Here is a 19,507-nt window from a genome sequence, read left to right on the forward strand (position 1 = left end):
GCGGAATCGGCGCTCGTCGTACCGGAGGTCAGCTGTCGCCTTCCCGTTCGGCCAGGAAGCGCTCGAATTCGAGGCCGATCTCGTCGGCGGACGGCAGGTCCACCGGTTCGGCGACCAGGTTGCCCCGGGTCTCGGAGCCCGCCACCGCGTCGTACTGGTGCTCAAGGCCCTCGACCAGCGAGACGAGTTCCTCGTCGCCCTGCCCGATCTGGCGGTCGATCTCCGTCTGGGTGCGGTGCGCCTCGGTGCGCAGGGCGTGGGCGATGGCCGGCAGGACCAGTCCGGTCGCGGCCGTGATCGACTCCAGCGCGGTGAGCGCGGCGTCGGGGTAGGCGGAGCGGGCGACGTAGTGCGGCACATGGGCGGCGACACCGAGTACGTCGTGTCCGGCCTCCATCAGCCGGTACTCGACGAGGGCCTCCGCGGAGCCGGGCACCTGGGCCTCGTCGAACGGGCTGCGGTGTCCCGGCATGAGGTCGGTGCGGTTGCCGTGCGGGGTGACGCCGACCGGGCGGGTGTGCGGGACTCCCATCGGAATGCCGTGGAAGTTGACCGCGAGACGCACACCGAGGCGCTCGACGATCTGCTCGACGGCGGCGGCGAACCTCTCCCACTCCACGTCCGGTTCCGGCCCGGACAGCAGCAGGAACGGGGCCCCGGTCGCGTCCTGGACCACCCGGACGTCCAGCGTCGGGGTCTCGTACGCCGTCCAGCGGTCGCGCCGGAAGGTCAGCAGGGGACGCCGTGCGCGGTAGTCGACGAGGCGGTCGTGGTCGAAGCGCGCCACCACCTGGTGCGGCAGCGATTCGAGCAGACCGTCGACGATCTGCTCACCGGTCTCACCCGCGTCGATGTACCCCTCGAAGTGGTAGAGCATGACCAGGCCGGCCGACTCCTGGGCAAGCGCCATGTCGACGACAGCCAGGCCCTTCGGCTCCCATTCGTACAAACTCTGCGGATCAGCCACGGTTACCGCTCCTCCTTGTGTTCCTGAAGAAGAACGCCCCGAGGGGCACGGGCATTCCCGGCCGCACCCCTTCACAAGCTGTTTACCCAGGTAGCCGCGAGTGCAGTGCGGCGAGGCAGCGACGTTCAGATCAATGAACACCTCGGCGTGAAAGCCGAGTTCACGGCACGGGCGTGTCACGCGCCGTCAGTTGCTCGTGCATCCCGCACGTTTCCCCCGCCCCCTCGTGCGCCACCTTCACCCGCAATGGTCCAGACCTTGACACGGCGTCACTCCCTCTCTACGTTCACGGTCAGCAAGTTCAGACACTCGCCCCACGTTCATGTACGAGAACCCTGGACCTTGAACCCTTCGACGGGAAGGCACCCCCATGCGCACCCGCACGCTGCTCCCCGCCCTGCTGTCCACCGCCCTGGCCACCGGTGGTCTGATCCTCGCCTCGGCCGCCACCGCCGGGGCCGCGACCGTCATCGAGGTGAGTACCGCGGCCCAGCTCAAGTCGGCCCTCACCGCGGCCGGCCCCGGCGACACGATCCATCTCGCGGACGGCACGTACACCGGCAACTTCAAGGCGACCGTCCCCGGCAGCGCCTCCGCGCGCATCACGCTGACCGGCTCCGCCGGGGCGGTCCTCACGGCCGGCGGCGGCTACGGGCTGCACCTCAACGGCGCCTCGTACTGGACCGTGCGGGGCATCACCGTCTCCGGCGGCCAGAAGGGCATCATGGCCGACAGCGCCAACGGTGTCGTCATCGACTCGGTGACCGTGCACGACCTCGACATGGAGGGCGTCCACTTCCGCAAGTCCAGCAGCGACGGCGTCATCAAGAACTCCCGGATCTACGACACCGGGCACGACGGCCGCGGCATGGGCGAGGGCGTCTACGTCGGCACGGCGGGCGATCTCTCCGACAACAGCGACCGGGTGCAGATCCTGGACAACACGATCGGTCCGGACGTCGGCGGCGAGAACGTCGACATCAAGGAGGGCACCACGGGTACCCGGATCGTCGGCAACACCTTCGACGGCAGCGGGCTGACCGGGGCCAACTACGACGACTCCTGGGTCGACGTGAAGGGCAACGACGTGCTGGTCGAGGGCAACCACGGCTCCCGTACGACCAACAACGGCTACGAGACGCACACCCAGCAGAGCGGCTGGGGCTGCGGGACCGTCTTCCGCGGCAACACCTCTGACCTGTCCGGCTCGACGGGCGACAAACAGCTCGCGTTCAACATCACCAACTACAGCGCGAGTTGCGCCACCACGGTCCGCAGCAGCAACACGGTGACCGGCGGCAAGGGCCTGACCAACATCTCCGTCACCCCGTAAGCCGCCTCCGCGCGCCCGTCGCGGACATGAGTGAGGCCCGCCCCCCGAAGGGAGCGGGCCTCACTTTCATCTACCGCAGCCGATGACCGGCCGGAGGGTCAGAGCGTCAGCTCTGGCCGCCCGCCAGCTTCTCGCGCAGGGCAGCCAGGGCCTCGTCCGACGCCAGGGCGCCGGAGTTGTCCGCGGACTCCGAGGAGTACGAACCGCCACCGCCGCCGCCACCGCTGCCGCTGGAGGCAGCCGGAGCGCTGCCGGCCGGGGCGGCAGCGCCCTCGGCAGCAGCGGCCTCGTCGGCCTCGCGGGACTTGATGACCTGGGCCTGGTGCTGCTCGAAGCGCGTCTGCGCCTCGGCGTACTGGGTCTCCCAGACCTCGCGCTGAGCCTCGAAGCCCTCGAGCCAGTCGTTGGTCTCGGGGTCGAAGCCCTCGGGGTAGATGTAGTTGCCCTGGTCGTCGTACGACGCGGCCATGCCGTACAGCGTCGGGTCGAACTCGACCGAGGCCGGGTCGCCACCGAAGGACTCGTTGGCCTGCTTCAGCGAGAGGCTGATGCGACGGCGCTCGAGGTCGATGTCGATGACCTTGACGAAGATCTCGTCGTTGACCTGGACGACCTGCTCCGGGATCTCCACGTGGCGCTCGGCCAGCTCGGAGATGTGGACCAGGCCCTCGATGCCCTCGTCGACGCGCACGAACGCACCGAACGGAACGAGCTTGGTGACCTTACCGGGAACAACCTGCCCGATCTGGTGCGTCCGGGCGAACTGCTGCCACGGGTCTTCCTGCGTCGCCTTGAGCGACAGGGAGACACGCTCGCGGTCCATGTCCACGTCGAGAACCTCGACGGTGACCTCCTGGCCGACCTCGACAACCTCGGAGGGGTGGTCGATGTGCTTCCAGGACAGCTCGGAGACGTGCACGAGACCGTCGACGCCACCCAGGTCCACGAAGGCACCGAAGTTGACGATCGAGGAGACGACGCCGGAGCGGACCTGACCCTTCTGGAGGGTCGTGAGGAACGTCTGGCGAACCTCGGACTGGGTCTGCTCGAGCCAGGCACGGCGGGACAGGACCACGTTGTTGCGGTTCTTGTCCAGCTCGATGATCTTGGCCTCGAGCTCCTTGCCCACGTACGGCTGGAGGTCGCGGACGCGGCGCATCTCGACGAGCGACGCCGGCAGGAAGCCCCGGAGGCCGATGTCGAGGATGAGACCACCCTTGACGACCTCGATGACGGTACCGGTGACGATGCCGTCTTCTTCCTTGATCTTCTCGATGGTGCCCCAGGCACGCTCGTACTGAGCGCGCTTCTTCGAGAGGATCAGGCGGCCTTCCTTGTCCTCCTTCTGGAGAACCAGGGCCTCGATCTCGTCGCCGACCTTGACGACCTCGTTCGGGTCGACGTCGTGCTTGATCGAGAGCTCGCGGCTCGGGATGACACCTTCGGTCTTGTAACCGATGTCGAGGAGAACCTCGTCGCGGTCAACCTTGACGATGACGCCATCAACGATGTCGCCGTCGTTGAAGTACTTGATCGTCTCGTCGATCGCCGCGAGGAACGCGTCCGCATCGCCGATGTCGTTGACCGCAACCTGCGGAGTGGTGGCGGTGGTCTCGGTGCTGCTCGTCATGTGGGAAAGGGCTCCGGTACGGACAGTGAGTCGAAGTTACTGCTACGCCGTGAGCCCGTATCGCCTCTGCAGAAGCCGGACAGCCTGGGAAGCGCCCGATCCCGCGAACGGGAGGCGCCTCGTGAACCGAGGGGACATACAACAGATGCGAGCGCGGCCTGCTAGGTCTGAGGCGCGCAGGCTCGCAGCGCAACTTGTAGCATACGGGGGCAGCAGGGCACGGTCAATGCGCGAAGGCGCACACCAGGGGCGGAACGCCCCATACCCGGCACAACTCGTGTTCACCGAGGCCACATCGGCCCCGCCGATGTCCCGGACACACAGGTTCCGTACTCACAGATGCCCCTTGGTACGTACCGCGTATCACGGGGTGAAGGCAAACTACAGCGACGGGCACGATGAGCCAAGAGATCCACCCGGCAGAACCCGAGGCGACACGCCGCACCGCGGACGAGGCCGAGAGCAGCCGGGCCAGCCGCGGCTGGTGGGACCGCAACGCCGACGACTACCAGATCGAGCACGGGACCTTCCTCGGCGACGACAGGTTCGTCTGGGGTCCGGAGGGCATCGACGAGATGGAGGCCGGGCTCCTGGGCCCGCTCGACGACCTGGAGGGTCTGGACGTCCTGGAGATCGGGGCGGGCGCGGCACAGTGCTCGCGCTGGCTGGCCGCCCAGGGCGCCCGCCCGGTCGCGCTCGACCTCTCGCACCGCCAGCTCCAGCACGCGCTGCGGATCGGCGACGGCATCCCCCTGGTCCAGGCCGACGCCGGGGTGCTGCCCTTCCGCGACGGCAGCTTCGACCTGGCCTGCTCCGCCTACGGCGCGGTGCCGTTCGTCGCGGACCCGGTCCAGGTGTTCCGCGAGGTGCACCGGGTGCTGCGCCCCGGCGGCCGCTGGATCTTCTCCGTCACGCACCCGGTCCGCTGGGCGTTCCCGGACGAACCGGGCCCGGAGGGCCTGTCCGTCGCCGCCTCCTACTTCGACCGCACCCCCTACGTCGAGCAGAACGAGAACGGCGACGCGGTGTACGTCGAGCACCACCGCACTCTGGGTGACCGGGTTCGGGACGTGGTGGCGGGCGGATTCCGGCTGGTCGACCTGGTGGAGCCGGAGTGGCCCGCCTGGAACACCCAGGAGTGGGGCGGCTGGTCGCCGCTGCGCGGCAGGCTGATCCCGGGAACCGCGATCTTCGTCTGCGTACGGGACTAGGGCCTGCATGGGGTCACGCGGAACAACCCCATACAGGCCCTGAGGCACCGACCGGTGCCGGACGCGGCGGCGGGCCGTACGAGACTGGGGGCGTGATCCGCACCGACGCCCTGGACCGACTGCCCGTCCGCACCGCCGTGCCCGCACTGCGGCGGGCCCTCGACGACCGCGGCGTCGCCGTGCTGTGCGCACCCCCCGGCACCGGCAAGACCACCCTCGTCCCCCTGGTCCTGGCCGGGCTGACCGGTGACGGACCGCTCCGCCGGGTGGTGGTCGCGGAGCCCCGGCGGATCGCGGCCCGCGCGGCGGCGCGCCGGATGGCCTGGCTGCTCGGGGAGCGGGCCGGCGAGCGGGTCGGGTTCACCGTGCGCGGGGAGCGGGTGGTGGGACCGGACACCGTGGTGGAGGTGGTCACCACCGGGGTGCTGCTCCAGCGGCTCCAGCGCGACCAGGAGCTGTCCGGGATCGACGCGGTGATCATCGACGAGTGCCACGAGCGCCATCTGGACGCGGACACGGTGGCCGCGTTCCTCCTCGACGTACGGGCGGCGATCCGGCCCGATCTGCGGCTGGTCGCCGCGTCGGCGACGACGGACGCGCAGGGCTGGGCGCGGCTGCTCGGCGACGCACCGGTGGTCGAGGCGCAGGGCGTCTCGTACCCGGTGGAGGTCGTGTGGGCGCCGCCGGTCAGGCCGGTGAAGCCGCCGCACGGGATGCGGGTCGATCCCGCGCTGCTGACCCATGTGGCCTCCGTGGTGCGGCGGGCGCTGGCCGAGCGGGACGGCGACGTGCTGTGCTTCCTGCCCGGGGTCGGCGAGATCGCCCGGGTGGCGGGGCAGTTGTCCGGTATCGCCGCCGAGGTCCTCCAGGTGCACGGGCGGGCCCCCGCGGCGGTGCAGGACGCGGTGCTGGCCGGTTCGCCGGAGGGGCGGCGGGTGGTGCTGGCGACCTCGGTGGCGGAGTCGTCGCTGACCGTGCCGGGGGTGCGGACCGTCGTCGACTCCGGGCTGGCCAGGGAGCCGCGCACCGATCACGCCCGCGGCCTGAGCGCGCTGACGACGGTACGGGCCTCGCAGGCGTCGGGCCGCCAGCGGGCGGGCCGGGCCGGCCGCGAGGCGCCCGGGGCGGTCTACCGCTGCTGGGAGCAGGCGGAGGACGGGCGGCTCGCACGGTTCCCCTCCCCGGAGATCAAGGTGGCCGACCTGGCCGCGTTCGCTCTCCAGGCGGCCTGCTGGGGCGATCCGGAGGCCACCGGGCTCGCGCTGCTCGACGCTCCCCCGGCCGGTGCGATGGCCGCCGCCCACGAGGTGCTGACGGCCGTCGGCGCGGTGGGCCCGGACGGGCGGGTGACCGAGCGGGGCGTACGGATGTCGCGGCTGGGGCTGCATCCCCGGCTGGCCAGGGCGCTGCTGGACGGGGCGGCCTCGGTCGGCGGGCGCCGGGCCGCGGAGGTGGTGGCGCTGCTGAGCGAGGAACCGCCCAGGGAGTACGGGGACGACCTGGCGGCCGCGCTGCGCACCGCGCGCCAGGGCAAGGACTCCTACGCGGCCCGCTGGCGCCAGGAGGTGCGGCGGCTGTCCTCCTCGTCCAAGGGCGCGGCGGGCGGCGGTGGCGGAGCGGGCCCGGACGATGCGGCCGTCGGTCTGGTGGCGGCCCTGGCCTTCCCGGAGCGGGTGGCGCGGGCCAGGGCCGAGGGCGCGTTCCTGATGGCGTCCGGCACGGGGGCGGAGCTGCGGGACGGCTCACGGCTGCGCAGTGCGGCGTGGCTGGCGGTCGCGGTCGCGGACCGTCCGGCCCAGTCGGCGTCCGCGCGGGTCCGGCTCGCCGCGGTGATCGACGAGGACACGGCGCGGCTGGCCGCCGGGCATCTGCGGTTCGCGGGCGAGGAGGTCCGCTGGGACGGCAACGACGTGGTGGCCCGCCGGGTGGAGCGCCTCGGCGCCATCGAGCTGTCGGCGCGCCCGCTGAAGCAGCCGGACCCCGCCCTGGTCCGCGAGGCCCTGGTGGAGGGCCTGCGGCGGGAGGGGCTCGGCCTGCTGCGCTGGACCCGGGACACCGGACAGCTCCGGGAGCGGCTGGCGTTCCTGCACCGGGAGCTGGGCGAGCCCTGGCCGGACGTGTCGGACGAGGCGCTGCTGAGCCGTACCGGGGAGTGGCTGGAGCCCGAGCTGTCGCGGGCCCGGCGCCGCTCCGCGCTCGCCGGGATCGACGCCGGACAGGCGCTGCGCCGGCTCCTGCCGTGGGCGACCGGTGAGGGGGCCCGGCTGGACGAGCTGGCCCCGGAACGGATCGAGGTGCCGAGCGGTTCCCGGATCAGGGTGGAGTACGGCGGGGCGCAGCCGGTGCTCGCGGTGAAGCTCCAGGAGCTGTTCGGTCTCCAGGAGACCCCGCGGGTGGCCGGGGTTCCGGTCCTGGTGCATCTGCTCTCCCCGGCCGGCCGCCCGGCGGCGGTGACAGCCGATCTCGCGTCGTTCTGGCGGGAGGGCTACAAGGCGGTGCGCGCGGAGCTGCGCGGCCGCTATCCGAAGCACCCGTGGCCCGAGGACCCGACGACGGTGGAGGCGACCCGGTTCACGAAGGCCCGGCTCAAGCGGGAGTAGGTTCCGGGTCGGGGACGGGTTCCGGCGCGGGGTGCGGCCTCGGTGTGCCCGGCCGCCGGGAGCGGGCCTCCAGCCAGAGCGAGAGGGCCAGGAGCGCGGCGCCGAGGAAGAGGAAGCCCCAGGGCAGGTACGAGGTCAGCAGCAGCACCAGCACGCGCTGGGACTTGACCTGGTCGATGATCGAGGCGATGTAGTCCTCGCGCATCTTCACGTGCCCGGCGAACACCGTGACGGTGTCCTTGGGCATTCCCATCGCCTTCGCGTTCCGCATCTCCTCCCGGTGGATCTCCTCGCCGTTGACCGGCGCCCCGGTGACGGGGTCGACCCAGAACATCCGCTTGGTGGTGTACCAGCGGGTCATGCCGGTCTTGGCGATCTGCTCCGGGGTGATCTCCTTGATGGGCATCGTCTTCGGCATGGGGACCTTGGTCCACGGGACGGTCTGCTCGAAGTAGTAGACCTCGAGACCGCGGAAGGTCTGGGTGCCCTTGTAGTGGATGGGCGAGCTGGTGCGGGTCTGCGCGTCGAAGTACTCGTAGTCGCGCTTCTCGGTGAGGAAGGGCCACTTGAACTCGATGCCCTTGCGGCTGACCTGGTCGCCGTCGACCATTTCACCGGTGGCGTGGACCGGGGCCTGGCTGTGCGCGTCGAAGATGTAGCGCTCGGGGATCTTGGAGACCATCTTGCCGTCCGGGCCCTGGACGTAGGAGAGGGTGTCCCAGACGACGACGTCGCGGCCGGCGCTGCGTTCGATCTTCTCGGACTCCTCCACGTTGCCCTTGAGGGTCTGCACGATGGTGAGTTTGTCGACCTTCTTGGCCGTGAGGGTGCTGTAGTCGAGCAGGGTCGCGGGCTTCGCCTCCAGCACCGTCTCCTGGTACTGGTTCGGTGGGATCTTCGCCAGCCGCGGGAAGGCGTACCAGCGCAGCAGTGGCGAGAGCGCGGCGAAGAAGACGGCGAAGGCCAGGAGTACGAGGCTGGCTCGGCGGCGCATGGGGTGTCCTCCCTCTGCATTCCGTGGTGCGGACGGCATGGTGCGGTGCGGACGGCTAAGGCTGGTTCTTGGGGCCCGGGACGGTGGTCAGCAGGGGTTTGGGCGAGGTCTCGCCGGGGGGTGCGCCCACCGCGCTGATGGTGAGTACGAGGGCGAGGGCGGCGGCCAGTCCGATGGCGGCGGCGACGAGGGCACGCATGCTCGGCCTCCCGGGAGCGTGTAACTGATGGGTCGTCAGGGCTGGGGCACCGTAGCAACCGGGGCGCGAGATGAGAACACGTAGAACAGCCCCTTGGCCGGGTGTCGGCAAAGGGGCTGTTCCGGTGCGCTGTTCGGTCAGGCAGCGGCCTCGACCGTGAGCTCGATGACGACGGTGGCGCCGCCCTCGGTGGTGAGGCGCAGCTTGTAGGTGCCCGCCGTGTCGTCGGCGTGGATCTCCGGGAGGACGAGCTTGCCGTCGGCGTCGGTGCTCAGGTCCGTGAGGGTGCGGACCGGCTTGCCGTCCTTGTCCTCGAAGTAGGGGCCCTTGTCGTTCTCGGCCGGCTTCTCGTCGTCGGTGATCATGGTGGCGGTGACGGCGACGCCGTGGGCGGCCGCGTCCTTGTACGTGGCCTTGACCTCGACGTCGGCGAAGGTGGCGCCGGCCTCGGCGGTCAGCTTCGTGGTGCCGGTCCTGGCGATCGCGTCGGCCTGCCGGGCGGTGACCGTCGCGGAGTAGGTGACGGCGGGCAGCGAGGTGCCGCCGGCCGTCGCGCGCACGGTGAACTTGCCCGTCTTCTCGCCCGCCTTCAGCAACGGCGCGGTGGCCGTGCCGTCGGCCCCGGTGTCCAGGGTGACGCTGCGGAAGCCGTGGTCGAACGCGGCGTCCGTGTCACCGACGATGGTGAAGGTCACCGACGCCTTGGCGAACGGGCCGCCGAATCCGTTGTGCGCCCGTACCTTGAGCCGCTCGGCGAAGACGTCGCCCGCGGTGGCGGTCAGGGTGCCGCTGCCCGCGTTCCGCAGCCCGGCGAGGGTCTGGGACGGGGTGGGGTCGGGGGTCGGCGGCGGGTACGACGGCTTGCCGGCCGGACCGCCCGGGTCCGTCGGGGTGGGGCTCGGCTTCGACGGGGGCTTCGGGGCCGGCGAACCGTGCGGGGAGGGCGAGGGCGACGGCGAGGTCGAGGGGGACGGTGAAGGTGACGTGGTGGAGCCGGTGCTGCCCTGGTCCGTACCGCTGCCGAGGTCGGCCGGGAGGACGCCGCTGCCGTCCGGGACCTCGTGGGTGCCGCGCTTGTAGTACTCGAACCAGGAGCGGACGGTACGCAGGTACTCGTCCGAGTGGTTGTAGCTCAGGACCGCCCGGTCCAGGTCCGCGGCGAGCGACAGGTCGCGGGAGCCGGCGCAGAGGTAGCGTCCGGCGGCGAGCGCCGCGTCGTAGATGTTGTTGGGGTCCTTGCGCCCGTCGCCGTTGCCGTCCTGGCCCCAGGTCTCCCAGGTGGACGGGATGAACTGCATCGGGCCGACCGCGCGGTCGTGCGTCGAGTCCCCGTCGTAGGCACCGTTGTCGGTGTCCTTGATCAGGGCGAAGCCCTGGCCGTTGAGGGCCGGGCCGAGGATCGGGGAGAGCGTGGTGCCCTGCGCGTCGACGCGGCCGCCGCGGGCCTGGCCGGACTCGACCTTGCCGATCGCGGCAAGGAGCTGCCACGGCAGCCGGCAGGCGGCGTCCGTGCCCGCCACGGTCTGCTGCGTCTTCTTGTACGCCGCCAGGATCGACGCCGGTATGCCCGATTCCGCACTGCCCGTCACCGGCAGATCGACGGAGGTACCGGGCTTGTTGGGCGTGTTCAGCGGCGGCAGGTCCGTGAAGTAGGGCGAGTTGCCGGAGGCCGCACTGTCGTCCGAGGACGTCGCGCCCGCGGCCGGCTGGTCGCCCTCGGCCGCGACCAGGGGCGAACCGGGGGCCTGCGAGGCGGAAAGTGCCGCGACAGCGGCGGCGGCCACAGCAGTGGTGGTCGCCCCTCTGCGCAGTCGGCGACCGAATTGCGCTGCCATAACGTGTGGCCCTCCCCGTCGTCGGCTGTCCGCGCTCCCCTGCGCCTGGACTCAGGCGACCCTACGGCAACTTGCACCGCCCGAACACAGCGGCCTTACCGCTTCTCACCGGTTTCTCACGTTCCGGATCACCGGGTGTACAGCGGGCGGCGCTTCGGTGACGGCAGCTCACACATACTTTCACCATGCCGTTCACCCTCAGCCATGCCGCAGCCGTCCTGCCGGGGCTCCAGCGCGACGGAACGGGGCGCGGACCGCTGGTCGCCTCGGCCCTCGTCGCCGGTTCGTTCGCCCCCGACATCACGTACTACGCGGACACCGCCCTTCCCGGCGCCATGGAGTTCGGGCAGGTCACCCATGCGGTGTGGGGCGTGTTCACGGTGGATGTCCTCATCACGGCGGCGACCGTCGCACTGTGGCTGCTGCTGCGCGAACCGCTGGTGGCGCTGCTGCCGCGGAACCGTCAGGGGCGGGTGTACGCACTGGTGCGGGGAGCCCGCCGGGCGCCGGGGCGGGGGCCGCGGGATGTCCGGGACGCCGCCTGGTTCGTGGCGTCGGCGGTCATCGGGGCCGGTACCCATGTCGTCTGGGACGCGTTCACCCACCACGGCCGGTGGGGGGTACGGCTGGTGCCGGTGCTCGGCCGGGACCTGGGCGGATACCCGGTGTTCCAGCTGGTGCAGTACGGCACTTCGGCCCTGGCGCTGACCGTGCTCGCCCGGTTCACCGTGTCCGCGCTGCGGCGCACCGGTGAACAGCCGGCCCCGGCGTCCGTACCGGTGCTCGGCCGCCGGGCGCGGTGGTACGCGGTCGGCGGCATCGGCCTGTGCGTGCTGCTGGGCGTCGTTCACCGGTGCGTTCGCTGGTACGCGTACTTCGGGCACGTCGACACACCGCTCGACCTCATCCCCACCGCCTGCTTCGGCGCGGGCGCCGGACTGGCGGTGGGGCTGGTGCTGTACGGGGTGTGGATGCGGCTACCGGGCCGCGGCGGCAGCGGCACGCCGTCGCCCTCAGCCGCCGGAAGCGCCCGGAACGCGGGCCCGTCCGGCGGCTGAGGGCACTACTCCCACGAAGCCTGCCTGCCATCAGTGCGCGGCGGACTCCCAGTCCCTGCCCACGCCCACCGACACGTCCAGCGGTGCGCGCAGTCGCACCGCCGTCGACATCTCGTGGCGCAGGATGCGCTCCACCTGCTCACGCTCCCCCGCGGCGATCTCCAGCACGATTTCGTCGTGCACCTGGAGCAGCATCCGCGACTCCAGCTTCGCCTTCGTGAGTGCCCGGTCGACGTGGAGCATCGCGACCTTGACGATGTCCGCCGCCGTGCCCTGGATCGGTGCGTTGAGCGCCATCCGCTCGGCCGTCTCCCGGCGCTGGCGGTTGTCGCTGTTGAGGTCCGGCAGGTAGCGGCGGCGGCCGAAGACCGTCTCCGTGTAGCCGGTGGCACGGGCCTCCTCCACCACCCGGTGCAGATAGTCACGGACCCCGCCGAACCGCTCGAAGTAGGTGTCCATCAGACCGCGGGCCTCGCCCGCCTCGATGTTCAGCTGCTGGGAGAGGCCGAACGCGGAGAGACCGTATGCCAGCCCGTAGCTCATGGCCTTGATCTTGCGTCGCATCTCCGGGTCGACCGCGGACTTCTCGACGCCGAACACCTGCGAGGCGACCGTGGTGTGCAGGTCCTCGCCGGAGGTGAACGCCTCGATCAGGCCCGCGTCCTCGGAGAGGTGGGCCATCACCCGCAGTTCGATCTGGCTGTAGTCCGCCGTCATCAGCGACTCGAAGCCCTCGCCGACGACGAACCCGCGACGGATCGCCCGGCCCTCGTCCGTGCGGACGGGGATGTTCTGGAGGTTGGGGTCGGTCGAGGAGAGCCGGCCCGTCGCCGCCACCGTCTGGTTGAACGTGGTGTGGATGCGGCCGTCCGCCGCGATCGTCTTGACCAGGCCCTCGACCGTCACCCGGAGCTTCGCCTGCTCGCGGTGGCGCAGCATGATGACCGGCAGCTCGTGCTCGGTCTGTGCGGCCAGCCACGCCAGGGCGTCGGCGTCCGTGGTGAAACCGGTCTTCGTCTTCTTCGTCTTCGGCAGGCCCAGCTCACCGAAGAGCACTTCCTGGAGCTGCTTGGGCGAACCGAGGTTGAACTCCCGGCCCACCGCGGCGTGCGCCTCCTTCACCGCCTGCTGCACGGCACCCGCGAACTGCTCCTCCATGCCCTCCAGATGGGACCGGTCGGCCGCGATGCCGTGCCGCTCCAGGCGGGCCAGCAGGATGGACGTCGGCAGCTCCATGTCGTGGAGCAGGTCGGCGGCGCCGACCTCCTTGAGCCGGGTCGTGAACGCTTCCCCGAGATCCAGGACCGCGCGGGCCTGCGTCATCAGGGCGTCGGCCTCCGCCTGGTCGTCCGCGCCGAAGGCCAGCTGCCCGTCGGAGGAGGCGGCCGGGGCCAGCTCCCGCCCCAGGTACTCCACGGCCAGCGCGTCCAGCGCGAAGGAACGCCGGCCGGGCTTGACCAGGTACGCGGCGAGCGCGGTGTCCATCGAGACGCCGTCGATCCGCCAGCCGTGCTCCGGGAAGACCCGCATGGCGCTCTTCGCGTTGTGCATGACCTTCGGCCGGGCGGCATCCGCGATCCAGGCGGCGAACGCCTGCTCGTCGGCCTCGTCGAGCTGCGAGGGGTCGAACCAGGCGGCGGCCCCGCCGGCCGCGGCGAGCGCGATCTCGGTGACCGTGCCGCTGCCGAGCGCCCAGGTGTCGACCGTGGCGACGCCGAGCGGCTGCCCGCCGTGCTCGGCCAGCCACGGGGCGACCTCGCCCGCGCCCAGCACCGAACCGTCCAGCTCGATGCCCGCGGCGGGGGCCGGGGCCTCGTCCTCGACGGCGCCCGGGTCCACGGCCAGCAGCCGCTCGCGCAGGCTCGGGTTGCGGATCTCCAGCACATCCAGGACACCGGTGACCGCCGTGCGGTCGTAAGGAGCACGCTCCAGGTCGGCCGGGGTCTTCGGCAGCGCCACGTCACGGACCATCTCGGTCAGCCGCCGGTTCAGCCGCACCGCGTCCAGGTGGTCGCGGAAATTCTGCCCGGCCTTGCCCTTGACCTCCTCGGCCCGCGCCACCAGGTCGTCGAACGAACCGAACTGGTTGATCCACTTCGCGGCCGTCTTCTCGCCGACGCCGGGAATGCCCGGAAGATTGTCCGACGGGTCACCGCGCAGCGCCGCGAAGTCCGGGTACTGCCGCGGGGTGAGCCCGTACTTCTCCTCGACCTTCGCCGGGGTGAAGCGCGTCAGCTCCGAGACGCCCTTGGTCGGGTACAGCACCGTGACGTTGTCCGTGATCAGCTGGAACGAGTCCCGGTCGCCGGTGACGATCAGCACTTCAAAACCTGCCGCCTCCGCCTGGGTGGCCAGCGTGGCGATCACATCGTCCGCCTCGAAACCGTCGACCGCGAACCGGTCGGCGTGCATCGCGTCGAGCAGCTCCCCGATCAGCTCGACCTGCCCCTTGAACTCGTCCGGGGTCTTCGACCGGTTCGCCTTGTACTCGGGGAACTCCTCCGAGCGCCAGGTCTTGCGGGACACGTCGAACGCCACCGCGAAATGCGTCGGCGCCTCGTCACGCAACGTGTTCGCCAGCATCGACGCGAAGCCGTACACGGCGTTCGTCGGCTGCCCCGCCCCGGTCGTGAAATTCTCCGCAGGCAGCGCAAAGAACGCCCGGTACGCCAGGGAGTGCCCGTCCATCAGGAGCAGGCGCGGTCGGTTGTCTGCCGTCTTCTTCGATGCCGTCTCAGCCACGCCCCCGATCCTGCCACGTACCACTGACAATCCGGACCGGCGGCGGCCCGCGGCCGCTCGCCGGGCCGCCGCGCGGCGCCGCGTGCCAGGATCGGAGGACCAGGAAACACGCACAGCGGACCCCGCCCGGTCCGCAGCCGGCTCAAAGGGGAACACGATGGCCACGAAGCCGCCCGCAGGTGACCCGGTCCAGGACGCACCGCAGGTCGAACCGGCCCAGCACGCCGCCGCCGGGCTGCCCGCCGTCGCCCACAGCCTGCGCATGGCCCAGCAGCAGATGGGGGTGCGCCGCACCGCGCAGACCCTCCTCAAGGTCAACCAGAAGAACGGCTTCGACTGCCCCGGCTGCGCCTGGCCGGAGGGCGACAAGCGGCACACGGCCGAATTCTGCGAGAACGGTGCCAAGGCCGTCGCCGAGGAGGCGACGCTGCGCCGCGTCACCCCGGACTTCTTCGCCGCCCACCCGGTCGCCGATCTGGCCACCCGCAGCGGCTACTGGCTCGGCCAGCAGGGACGCATCACGCAGCCCGTGTATCTGCCCGAGGGGGCCGACCGGTACCAGGCCGTGACCTGGGAGCGCGCCTTCGCGATCATCGCCGAGGAGCTCGGCGCGCTCGCCTCCCCCGACGAGGCCCTCTTCTACACCTCCGGGCGCACCAGCAACGAGGCCGCGTTCCTGCTCCAGCTGTTCGCCCGCGAATTCGGCACCAACAACCTGCCCGACTGCTCCAACATGTGCCACGAGTCCTCCGGCTCGGCGCTGACGGAGACCATCGGCGTCGGCAAGGGCTCCGTCTCCCTGGAGGACCTGCACCACGCCGACCTGATCATCGTCGCGGGGCAGAACCCCGGCACCAACCACCCCCGGATGCTCTCCGCCCTGGAGAAGGCCAAGTCCGGCGGCGCGAAGATCATTTCGGTGAACCCGCTGCCCGAGGCCGGACTCGAACGGTTCAAGAACCCGCAGACCCCGCTCGGCATGATCAAGGGCGCGGCCCTCAACGACCTCTTCCTCCAGATCCGCATCGGCGGCGACCAGGCCCTCTTCCGGCTCCTCAACAAGCTGATCCTGGAGACCGAGGGCGCCGTCGACGAGACCTTCGTCGCCGCACACACCCACGGCTACGAGGCGTTCGCCGCGGCGGCCGCCGAAGCCGACTGGGAGGAGACCCTCGCCGCCACCGGCCTCGACCGCTCCGCCATCGAGGAGGCCCTCGCGATGGTCCTCGCCTCGAAGCGCACCATCGTGTGCTGGGCCATGGGCCTCACCCAGCACAAGCACTCCGTGCCGACCATCCGCGAAGTCGTCAACTTCCTCCTGCTGCGCGGCAACATCGGCCGGACCGGCGCCGGTGTCTGCCCCGTACGCGGTCACTCCAACGTCCAGGGCGACCGCACCATGGGCATCTTCGAGCGGCCCGCGCCCGCGTTCCTCGACGCCCTCGACAAGGAATTCGGCATCACCTCGCCGCGCCACCACGGCTACGACGTGGTCCGCTCCATCGAGGCGCTGCGCGACGGCGACGCCAAGGTCTTCTTCGCCATGGGCGGCAACTTCGTCGCCGCCACCCCCGACACCGACGTCACCGAGGCCGCCATGCGCGGCGCCCGCCTCACGGTGCACGTCTCCACCAAGGTCAACCGCTCCCACGCCGTCACCGGCACCCGGGCCCTGATCCTGCCCACGCTGGGCCGCACCGACAAGGACGTCCAGGCCGGCGGCAAGCAGTTCGTCACCGTCGAGGACTCCATGAGCATGGTGCACGCCTCCCGCGGCAACCTCACCCCCGCGAGCCCCCACCTGCTCTCCGAGCCGGCCATCGTCGCCCGCCTCGCCCGCGCCGTACTCGGACCCGACTCCGCCACCCCCTGGGAGGAGTTCGAGAAGGACTACGCGACGATCCGCGACCGCATCTCCCGCGTCGTCCCCGGCTTCGAGAACTTCAACGCACGCGTCGCCCACCCCGGCGGATTCGCCCTCCCGCACGGCCCCCGCGACTCCCGCCGCTTCCCCACCGCCACCGGCCGGGCCAACTTCACCGCGGCGCCCGTCGAGTTCCCCGAACTCCCCGAGGGACGGCTCCTGTTGCAGACACTGCGCTCCCACGACCAGTACAACACCACCATCTACGGCCTCGACGACCGCTACCGCGGCATCAAGGGCGGCCGCCGCGTCGTCCTCGTCAACCCCGACGACGCCGCCGCCCTCGGCCTCGCCGACGGTGCCTACGCCGACCTCGTCAGCGAGTGGAAGGACGGAACGGAACGGCGTGCCCCCGGCTTCCGCGTCGTCCACTACCCCACCGCCCGGGGCTGCGCGGCCGCCTACTACCCCGAGACCAACGTCCTGGTCCCCCTCGGCTCCACCGCCGACACCAGCAACACCCCCGCCAGCAAGTCCGTGGTGATCCGCTTCGAGCACGCCGGCCGGCACCCCGGCCCGGCGTGATCCCGACGACAAAACCTAAGCGCCCGCTCAGCCGTCTGATATGAACAACGGACATCACACGCGTCAGCGCACCACCGCAGAGAGACGGAGCCGGACCCATGGGCGAGCACACCGCACCCAAGTTCCCCCAGGAGATCATCGACGAGTACGCCGCGCTCGGTGTCGACCTGCCCGCCCTCTTCTCCGCCGGCCACCTCGGCGAGCGCATGGGCGTCCGGATCACCGAGGCCTCCGCGGACCGCGTCGTCGGCACCATGCCCGTCGAGGGCAACACCCAGCCCTACGGACTCCTGCACGGCGGCGCCTCCGCCGTCCTCGCCGAGACCCTCGGCTCCGTCGGCACCATGCTCCACGGCGGCCCCGCCAAGCTCGCCGTGGGCGTCGACCTGAACTGCACCCATCACCGAGGGGCACGGAGCGGCCTCGTCACCGGCGTCGCCACCCCCGTGCACCGCGGCCGCACCACCGCCACGTACGAGATCGTCATCACCGACGAACACGACAAGCGCGTCTGCACCGCCCGGCTCACCTGCCTCCTGCGTGACGCGCCCAAGGCCGAATCCGCCTGACCCCCCGACACCCCGCACCACCCCTGCCCGGCCGGACCGCAAACCGGCCGGGCATCGCCATATCCCCCACAACCACAGCCCCGCACACCGAACTTGCACATCCGCACCGGCCAACGCCCTTGACCACAAACCGCGTTCTGTGGCCCACTCAGCAGCCACGCCCCGCCCGCGCACCCGCCACCCCGCGTCGACCACACCACCCCCGATGTAACACTGCGTAACATCCGCGCAATGTTCACCCGCTCCGGCGCAGCCCGGGGAACCCGGCCCCGCAGGCACCGGGCACTTTCGCGCGCACTCGCGCGCTCTCTCGCACCCCATTGCGCGACAGCAGCAAGATCGCCTCAAGCCCCTTAGCAGAGCTGCGCGTTCTCAGGATGCGGTCACTTCGCCGTCCGGTAAAAAGCCGTACATGTCCACACAGCCACCTCAAGCCTTCCTCAAGGGCATAACAAGACAGTCACATCATTCGACTGACCCGTCCCCGACCCCCGCCCCTGCCCATAGAGTCACCGCCAGTCACCGCGCCGCCGGGCGCGTCTGCGGCACGGCCCTGTACCTACCAGTACGGCCCGGCGAACGACACGGCACCTCAAGCAGAGGAGGCCGCGCCAGGGAAAGGACTTTTCGTGCGACACCGTTCTTTGCTCATCCTCACCACAGTGCTCACCACAGGAGCGCTGACACTCACCGCCTGCGGGTCGCGCGACGACGACAAGAAGAGCAGCGACAGCGGCGGCACCCAGACCGTCGTCATCGGCGTCGACGCCCCCATCACCGGTGACCTGTCCGCCCTCGGCCTCGGCATCAAGAACTCCGCCGACCTCGCCGCCAAGACGGCGAACAAGGACAAGACGGTCCCCGGCATCAACTTCGTCGTCAAGCCCCTCGACGACCAGGCGCAGCCCTCCGTCGGCCAGCAGAACGCCCAGAAGTTCATCGACGACGAGACCGTCCTCGGCGTCGTCGGCCCCCTGAACTCCGGCGTCTCCCAGTCGATGCAGAAGCCGCTCAACGACGCCAGCCTCACCCAGGTCTCCCCCGCCAACACGGGCACCGAACTGACCCAGGGCGAGAACTGGAAGACCGGCGACAAGAAGCGCCCCTTCAAGACCTACTTCCGCACCGCCACCACGGACCAGATCCAGGGCGCCTTCGCGGCGAAGTACCTGTACAACAACGCGAAGATCAAGCAGGTCTACCTCATCGACGACCAGAAGCCCTACGGCGCCGGTCTCGCCGCCTCCTTCAAGGCGACCTTCACCGGCCTCGGCGGCAAGATCGTCGGCGCCGACCACGTCAACCCCGACGACCGCGACTTCAACGCCGTCGTCACCAAGGTCAAGAAGTCCGGCGCCAAGGCCGTCTACTACGGCGGTGAGTACCCCGCCGGCGCACCCCTGAGCCAGCAGCTCAAGGACAGCGTCAAGATCCCCCTCATGGGCGGCGACGGCATGTACAGCGCCGACTTCATCAAGCTCAACAAGAAGGCCCAGGGCGACATCGCCACCTCCGTCGGCAAGCCCGTCGAGGAACTCGACTCCGCCAAGACCTTCATCGCGAACTACAAGACGGCCGGATACAAGGACGCCTACGAGGCCTACGGCGGCGGCACCTACGACGCCACCTGGTCCATCATCGAGGCCGTCAAGATCGCCGTCGCCGACAACAACGGCAAGCTCCCCGACGACGCCCGCGCCAAGGTCCTCGCCGCGATGAGCAAGGTCAAGTTCGACGGCGTCACCGGCCCCGTCTCGTTCGACGAGTTCGGCGACACCACCAACACCATGATGACCGCCTACCAGGTCAACGGCGGCAAGTGGACGTCCAAGCTCAGCGAGGCCTACAAGCCGTAACAAGCTCCCCGGTCACGCACTGACTGACACCAGACCGCGCGGGGGCGCCAAGAGCGCTCCCGCG

General features: G+C 70.7%; 13 protein-coding genes. 7 read left to right on the top strand and 6 right to left on the bottom strand.

Annotation, left to right across the window (positions count from 1 at the left end):
• Window positions 1-28: 28 nt before the first annotated feature.
• Window positions 29-967 (bottom strand): PAC2 family protein, encoded by a 939-nt coding sequence (locus ACIO3R_RS04750; protein ID WP_363068403.1) that lies wholly within the window; start codon window positions 965-967, stop codon window positions 29-31.
• Between the two features lie 370 nt (window positions 968-1,337).
• On the opposite strand from ACIO3R_RS04750, the gene ACIO3R_RS04755 reads away from it, so the two are divergent.
• Complete coding sequence (locus ACIO3R_RS04755) at window positions 1,338-2,300, top strand: right-handed parallel beta-helix repeat-containing protein (RefSeq protein WP_385027986.1); 963 nt, start codon at window positions 1,338-1,340, stop codon at window positions 2,298-2,300.
• Between the two features lie 106 nt (window positions 2,301-2,406).
• Here ACIO3R_RS04755 and rpsA read toward each other — a convergent pair whose 3' ends face one another.
• Complete coding sequence (rpsA, locus tag ACIO3R_RS04760) at window positions 2,407-3,930, bottom strand: 30S ribosomal protein S1 (protein WP_363021459.1); 1,524 nt, start codon at window positions 3,928-3,930, stop codon at window positions 2,407-2,409.
• A gap of 398 nt (window positions 3,931-4,328) precedes the next feature.
• On the opposite strand from rpsA, the gene ACIO3R_RS04765 reads away from it, so the two are divergent.
• Window positions 4,329-5,141, top strand: a complete 813-nt coding sequence (locus tag ACIO3R_RS04765; RefSeq protein WP_402103334.1) for a class I SAM-dependent methyltransferase — start codon at window positions 4,329-4,331, stop codon at window positions 5,139-5,141.
• A gap of 92 nt (window positions 5,142-5,233) precedes the next feature.
• Window positions 5,234-7,741, top strand: coding sequence for an ATP-dependent helicase HrpB (gene hrpB / locus ACIO3R_RS04770; protein WP_402103337.1), 2,508 nt, complete (start codon window positions 5,234-5,236; stop codon window positions 7,739-7,741).
• On the opposite strand, the gene ACIO3R_RS04775 is transcribed toward hrpB, so the two are convergent.
• From ACIO3R_RS04775 to ACIO3R_RS04785, 3 genes are all read right to left on the bottom strand, one after another.
• Entirely contained in the window at window positions 7,728-8,735 is a 1,008-nt protein-coding gene (locus ACIO3R_RS04775; protein WP_402103340.1) for a DUF3068 domain-containing protein, read from the bottom strand. The genes hrpB and ACIO3R_RS04775 overlap by 14 nt on opposite strands.
• Window positions 8,736-8,790: 55 nt before the next feature.
• Window positions 8,791-8,934, bottom strand: coding sequence for an SPW_0924 family protein (locus ACIO3R_RS04780; protein ID WP_385027974.1), 144 nt, complete (start codon window positions 8,932-8,934; stop codon window positions 8,791-8,793).
• A gap of 137 nt (window positions 8,935-9,071) precedes the next feature.
• Window positions 9,072-10,769, bottom strand: a complete 1,698-nt coding sequence (locus tag ACIO3R_RS04785; protein ID WP_385027971.1) for a lytic murein transglycosylase — start codon at window positions 10,767-10,769, stop codon at window positions 9,072-9,074.
• A 185-nt stretch (window positions 10,770-10,954) separates the two neighbouring features.
• On the opposite strand from ACIO3R_RS04785, the gene ACIO3R_RS04790 reads away from it, so the two are divergent.
• The gene (locus tag ACIO3R_RS04790) at window positions 10,955-11,827 is read left to right on the top strand and encodes a DUF4184 family protein (RefSeq protein WP_402103344.1); all 873 of its coding nucleotides are present in this window, start codon (window positions 10,955-10,957) and stop codon (window positions 11,825-11,827) included.
• A 30-nt stretch (window positions 11,828-11,857) separates the two neighbouring features.
• Here the strand turns inward: ACIO3R_RS04790 and polA are convergent, their stop codons facing one another.
• Entirely contained in the window at window positions 11,858-14,569 is a 2,712-nt protein-coding gene (polA, locus tag ACIO3R_RS04795) for a DNA polymerase I (RefSeq protein WP_385352861.1), read from the bottom strand.
• A 157-nt stretch (window positions 14,570-14,726) separates the two neighbouring features.
• Between polA and ACIO3R_RS04800 the strand changes: the two genes are divergently transcribed.
• The 3 genes from ACIO3R_RS04800 (at window position 14,727) to ACIO3R_RS04810 (ending at window position 19,443) form a co-directional block, all read left to right on the top strand.
• Window positions 14,727-17,018 carry an FdhF/YdeP family oxidoreductase gene (locus ACIO3R_RS04800; RefSeq protein WP_402103347.1) on the top strand — a complete coding sequence of 764 codons (2,292 nt, stop codon included), beginning with the start codon at window positions 14,727-14,729 and terminating at the stop codon, window positions 17,016-17,018.
• Between the two features lie 98 nt (window positions 17,019-17,116).
• Window positions 17,117-17,587 carry a hotdog fold thioesterase gene (locus ACIO3R_RS04805; protein ID WP_362953760.1) on the top strand — a complete coding sequence of 157 codons (471 nt, stop codon included), beginning with the start codon at window positions 17,117-17,119 and terminating at the stop codon, window positions 17,585-17,587.
• Window positions 17,588-18,231: 644 nt separating this feature from the next.
• The gene (locus tag ACIO3R_RS04810; protein WP_385040168.1) at window positions 18,232-19,443 is read left to right on the top strand and encodes a branched-chain amino acid ABC transporter substrate-binding protein; all 1,212 of its coding nucleotides are present in this window, start codon (window positions 18,232-18,234) and stop codon (window positions 19,441-19,443) included.
• Window positions 19,444-19,507: the final 64 nt, after the last annotated feature.

Source organism: Streptomyces sp. NPDC087428, from assembly GCF_044744085.1.
In the GTDB taxonomy this organism is placed as follows: Bacteria; Actinomycetota; Actinomycetes; order Streptomycetales; family Streptomycetaceae; genus Streptomyces.

Bases quoted from the DNA above. Each gene is read 5' to 3' on its own strand.
- ACIO3R_RS04780 (WP_385027974.1), bottom strand. From the start codon at position 8,934: ATGCGTGCCCTCGTCGCCGCCGCCATCGGACTGGCCGCCGCCCTCGCC.
- rpsA (WP_363021459.1), bottom strand. From the start codon at position 3,930: ATGACGAGCAGCACCGAGACCACCGCCACCACTCCGCAGGTTGCGGTC.
- ACIO3R_RS04755 (WP_385027986.1), top strand. From the start codon at position 1,338: ATGCGCACCCGCACGCTGCTCCCCGCCCTGCTGTCCACCGCCCTGGCC.
- ACIO3R_RS04785 (WP_385027971.1), bottom strand. From the start codon at position 10,769: ATGGCAGCGCAATTCGGTCGCCGACTGCGCAGAGGGGCGACCACCACT.
- ACIO3R_RS04790 (WP_402103344.1), top strand. From the start codon at position 10,955: ATGCCGTTCACCCTCAGCCATGCCGCAGCCGTCCTGCCGGGGCTCCAG.
- ACIO3R_RS04775 (WP_402103340.1), bottom strand. From the start codon at position 8,735: ATGCGCCGCCGAGCCAGCCTCGTACTCCTGGCCTTCGCCGTCTTCTTC.
- ACIO3R_RS04765 (WP_402103334.1), top strand. From the start codon at position 4,329: ATGAGCCAAGAGATCCACCCGGCAGAACCCGAGGCGACACGCCGCACC.
- ACIO3R_RS04800 (WP_402103347.1), top strand. From the start codon at position 14,727: ATGGCCACGAAGCCGCCCGCAGGTGACCCGGTCCAGGACGCACCGCAG.
- ACIO3R_RS04805 (WP_362953760.1), top strand. From the start codon at position 17,117: ATGGGCGAGCACACCGCACCCAAGTTCCCCCAGGAGATCATCGACGAG.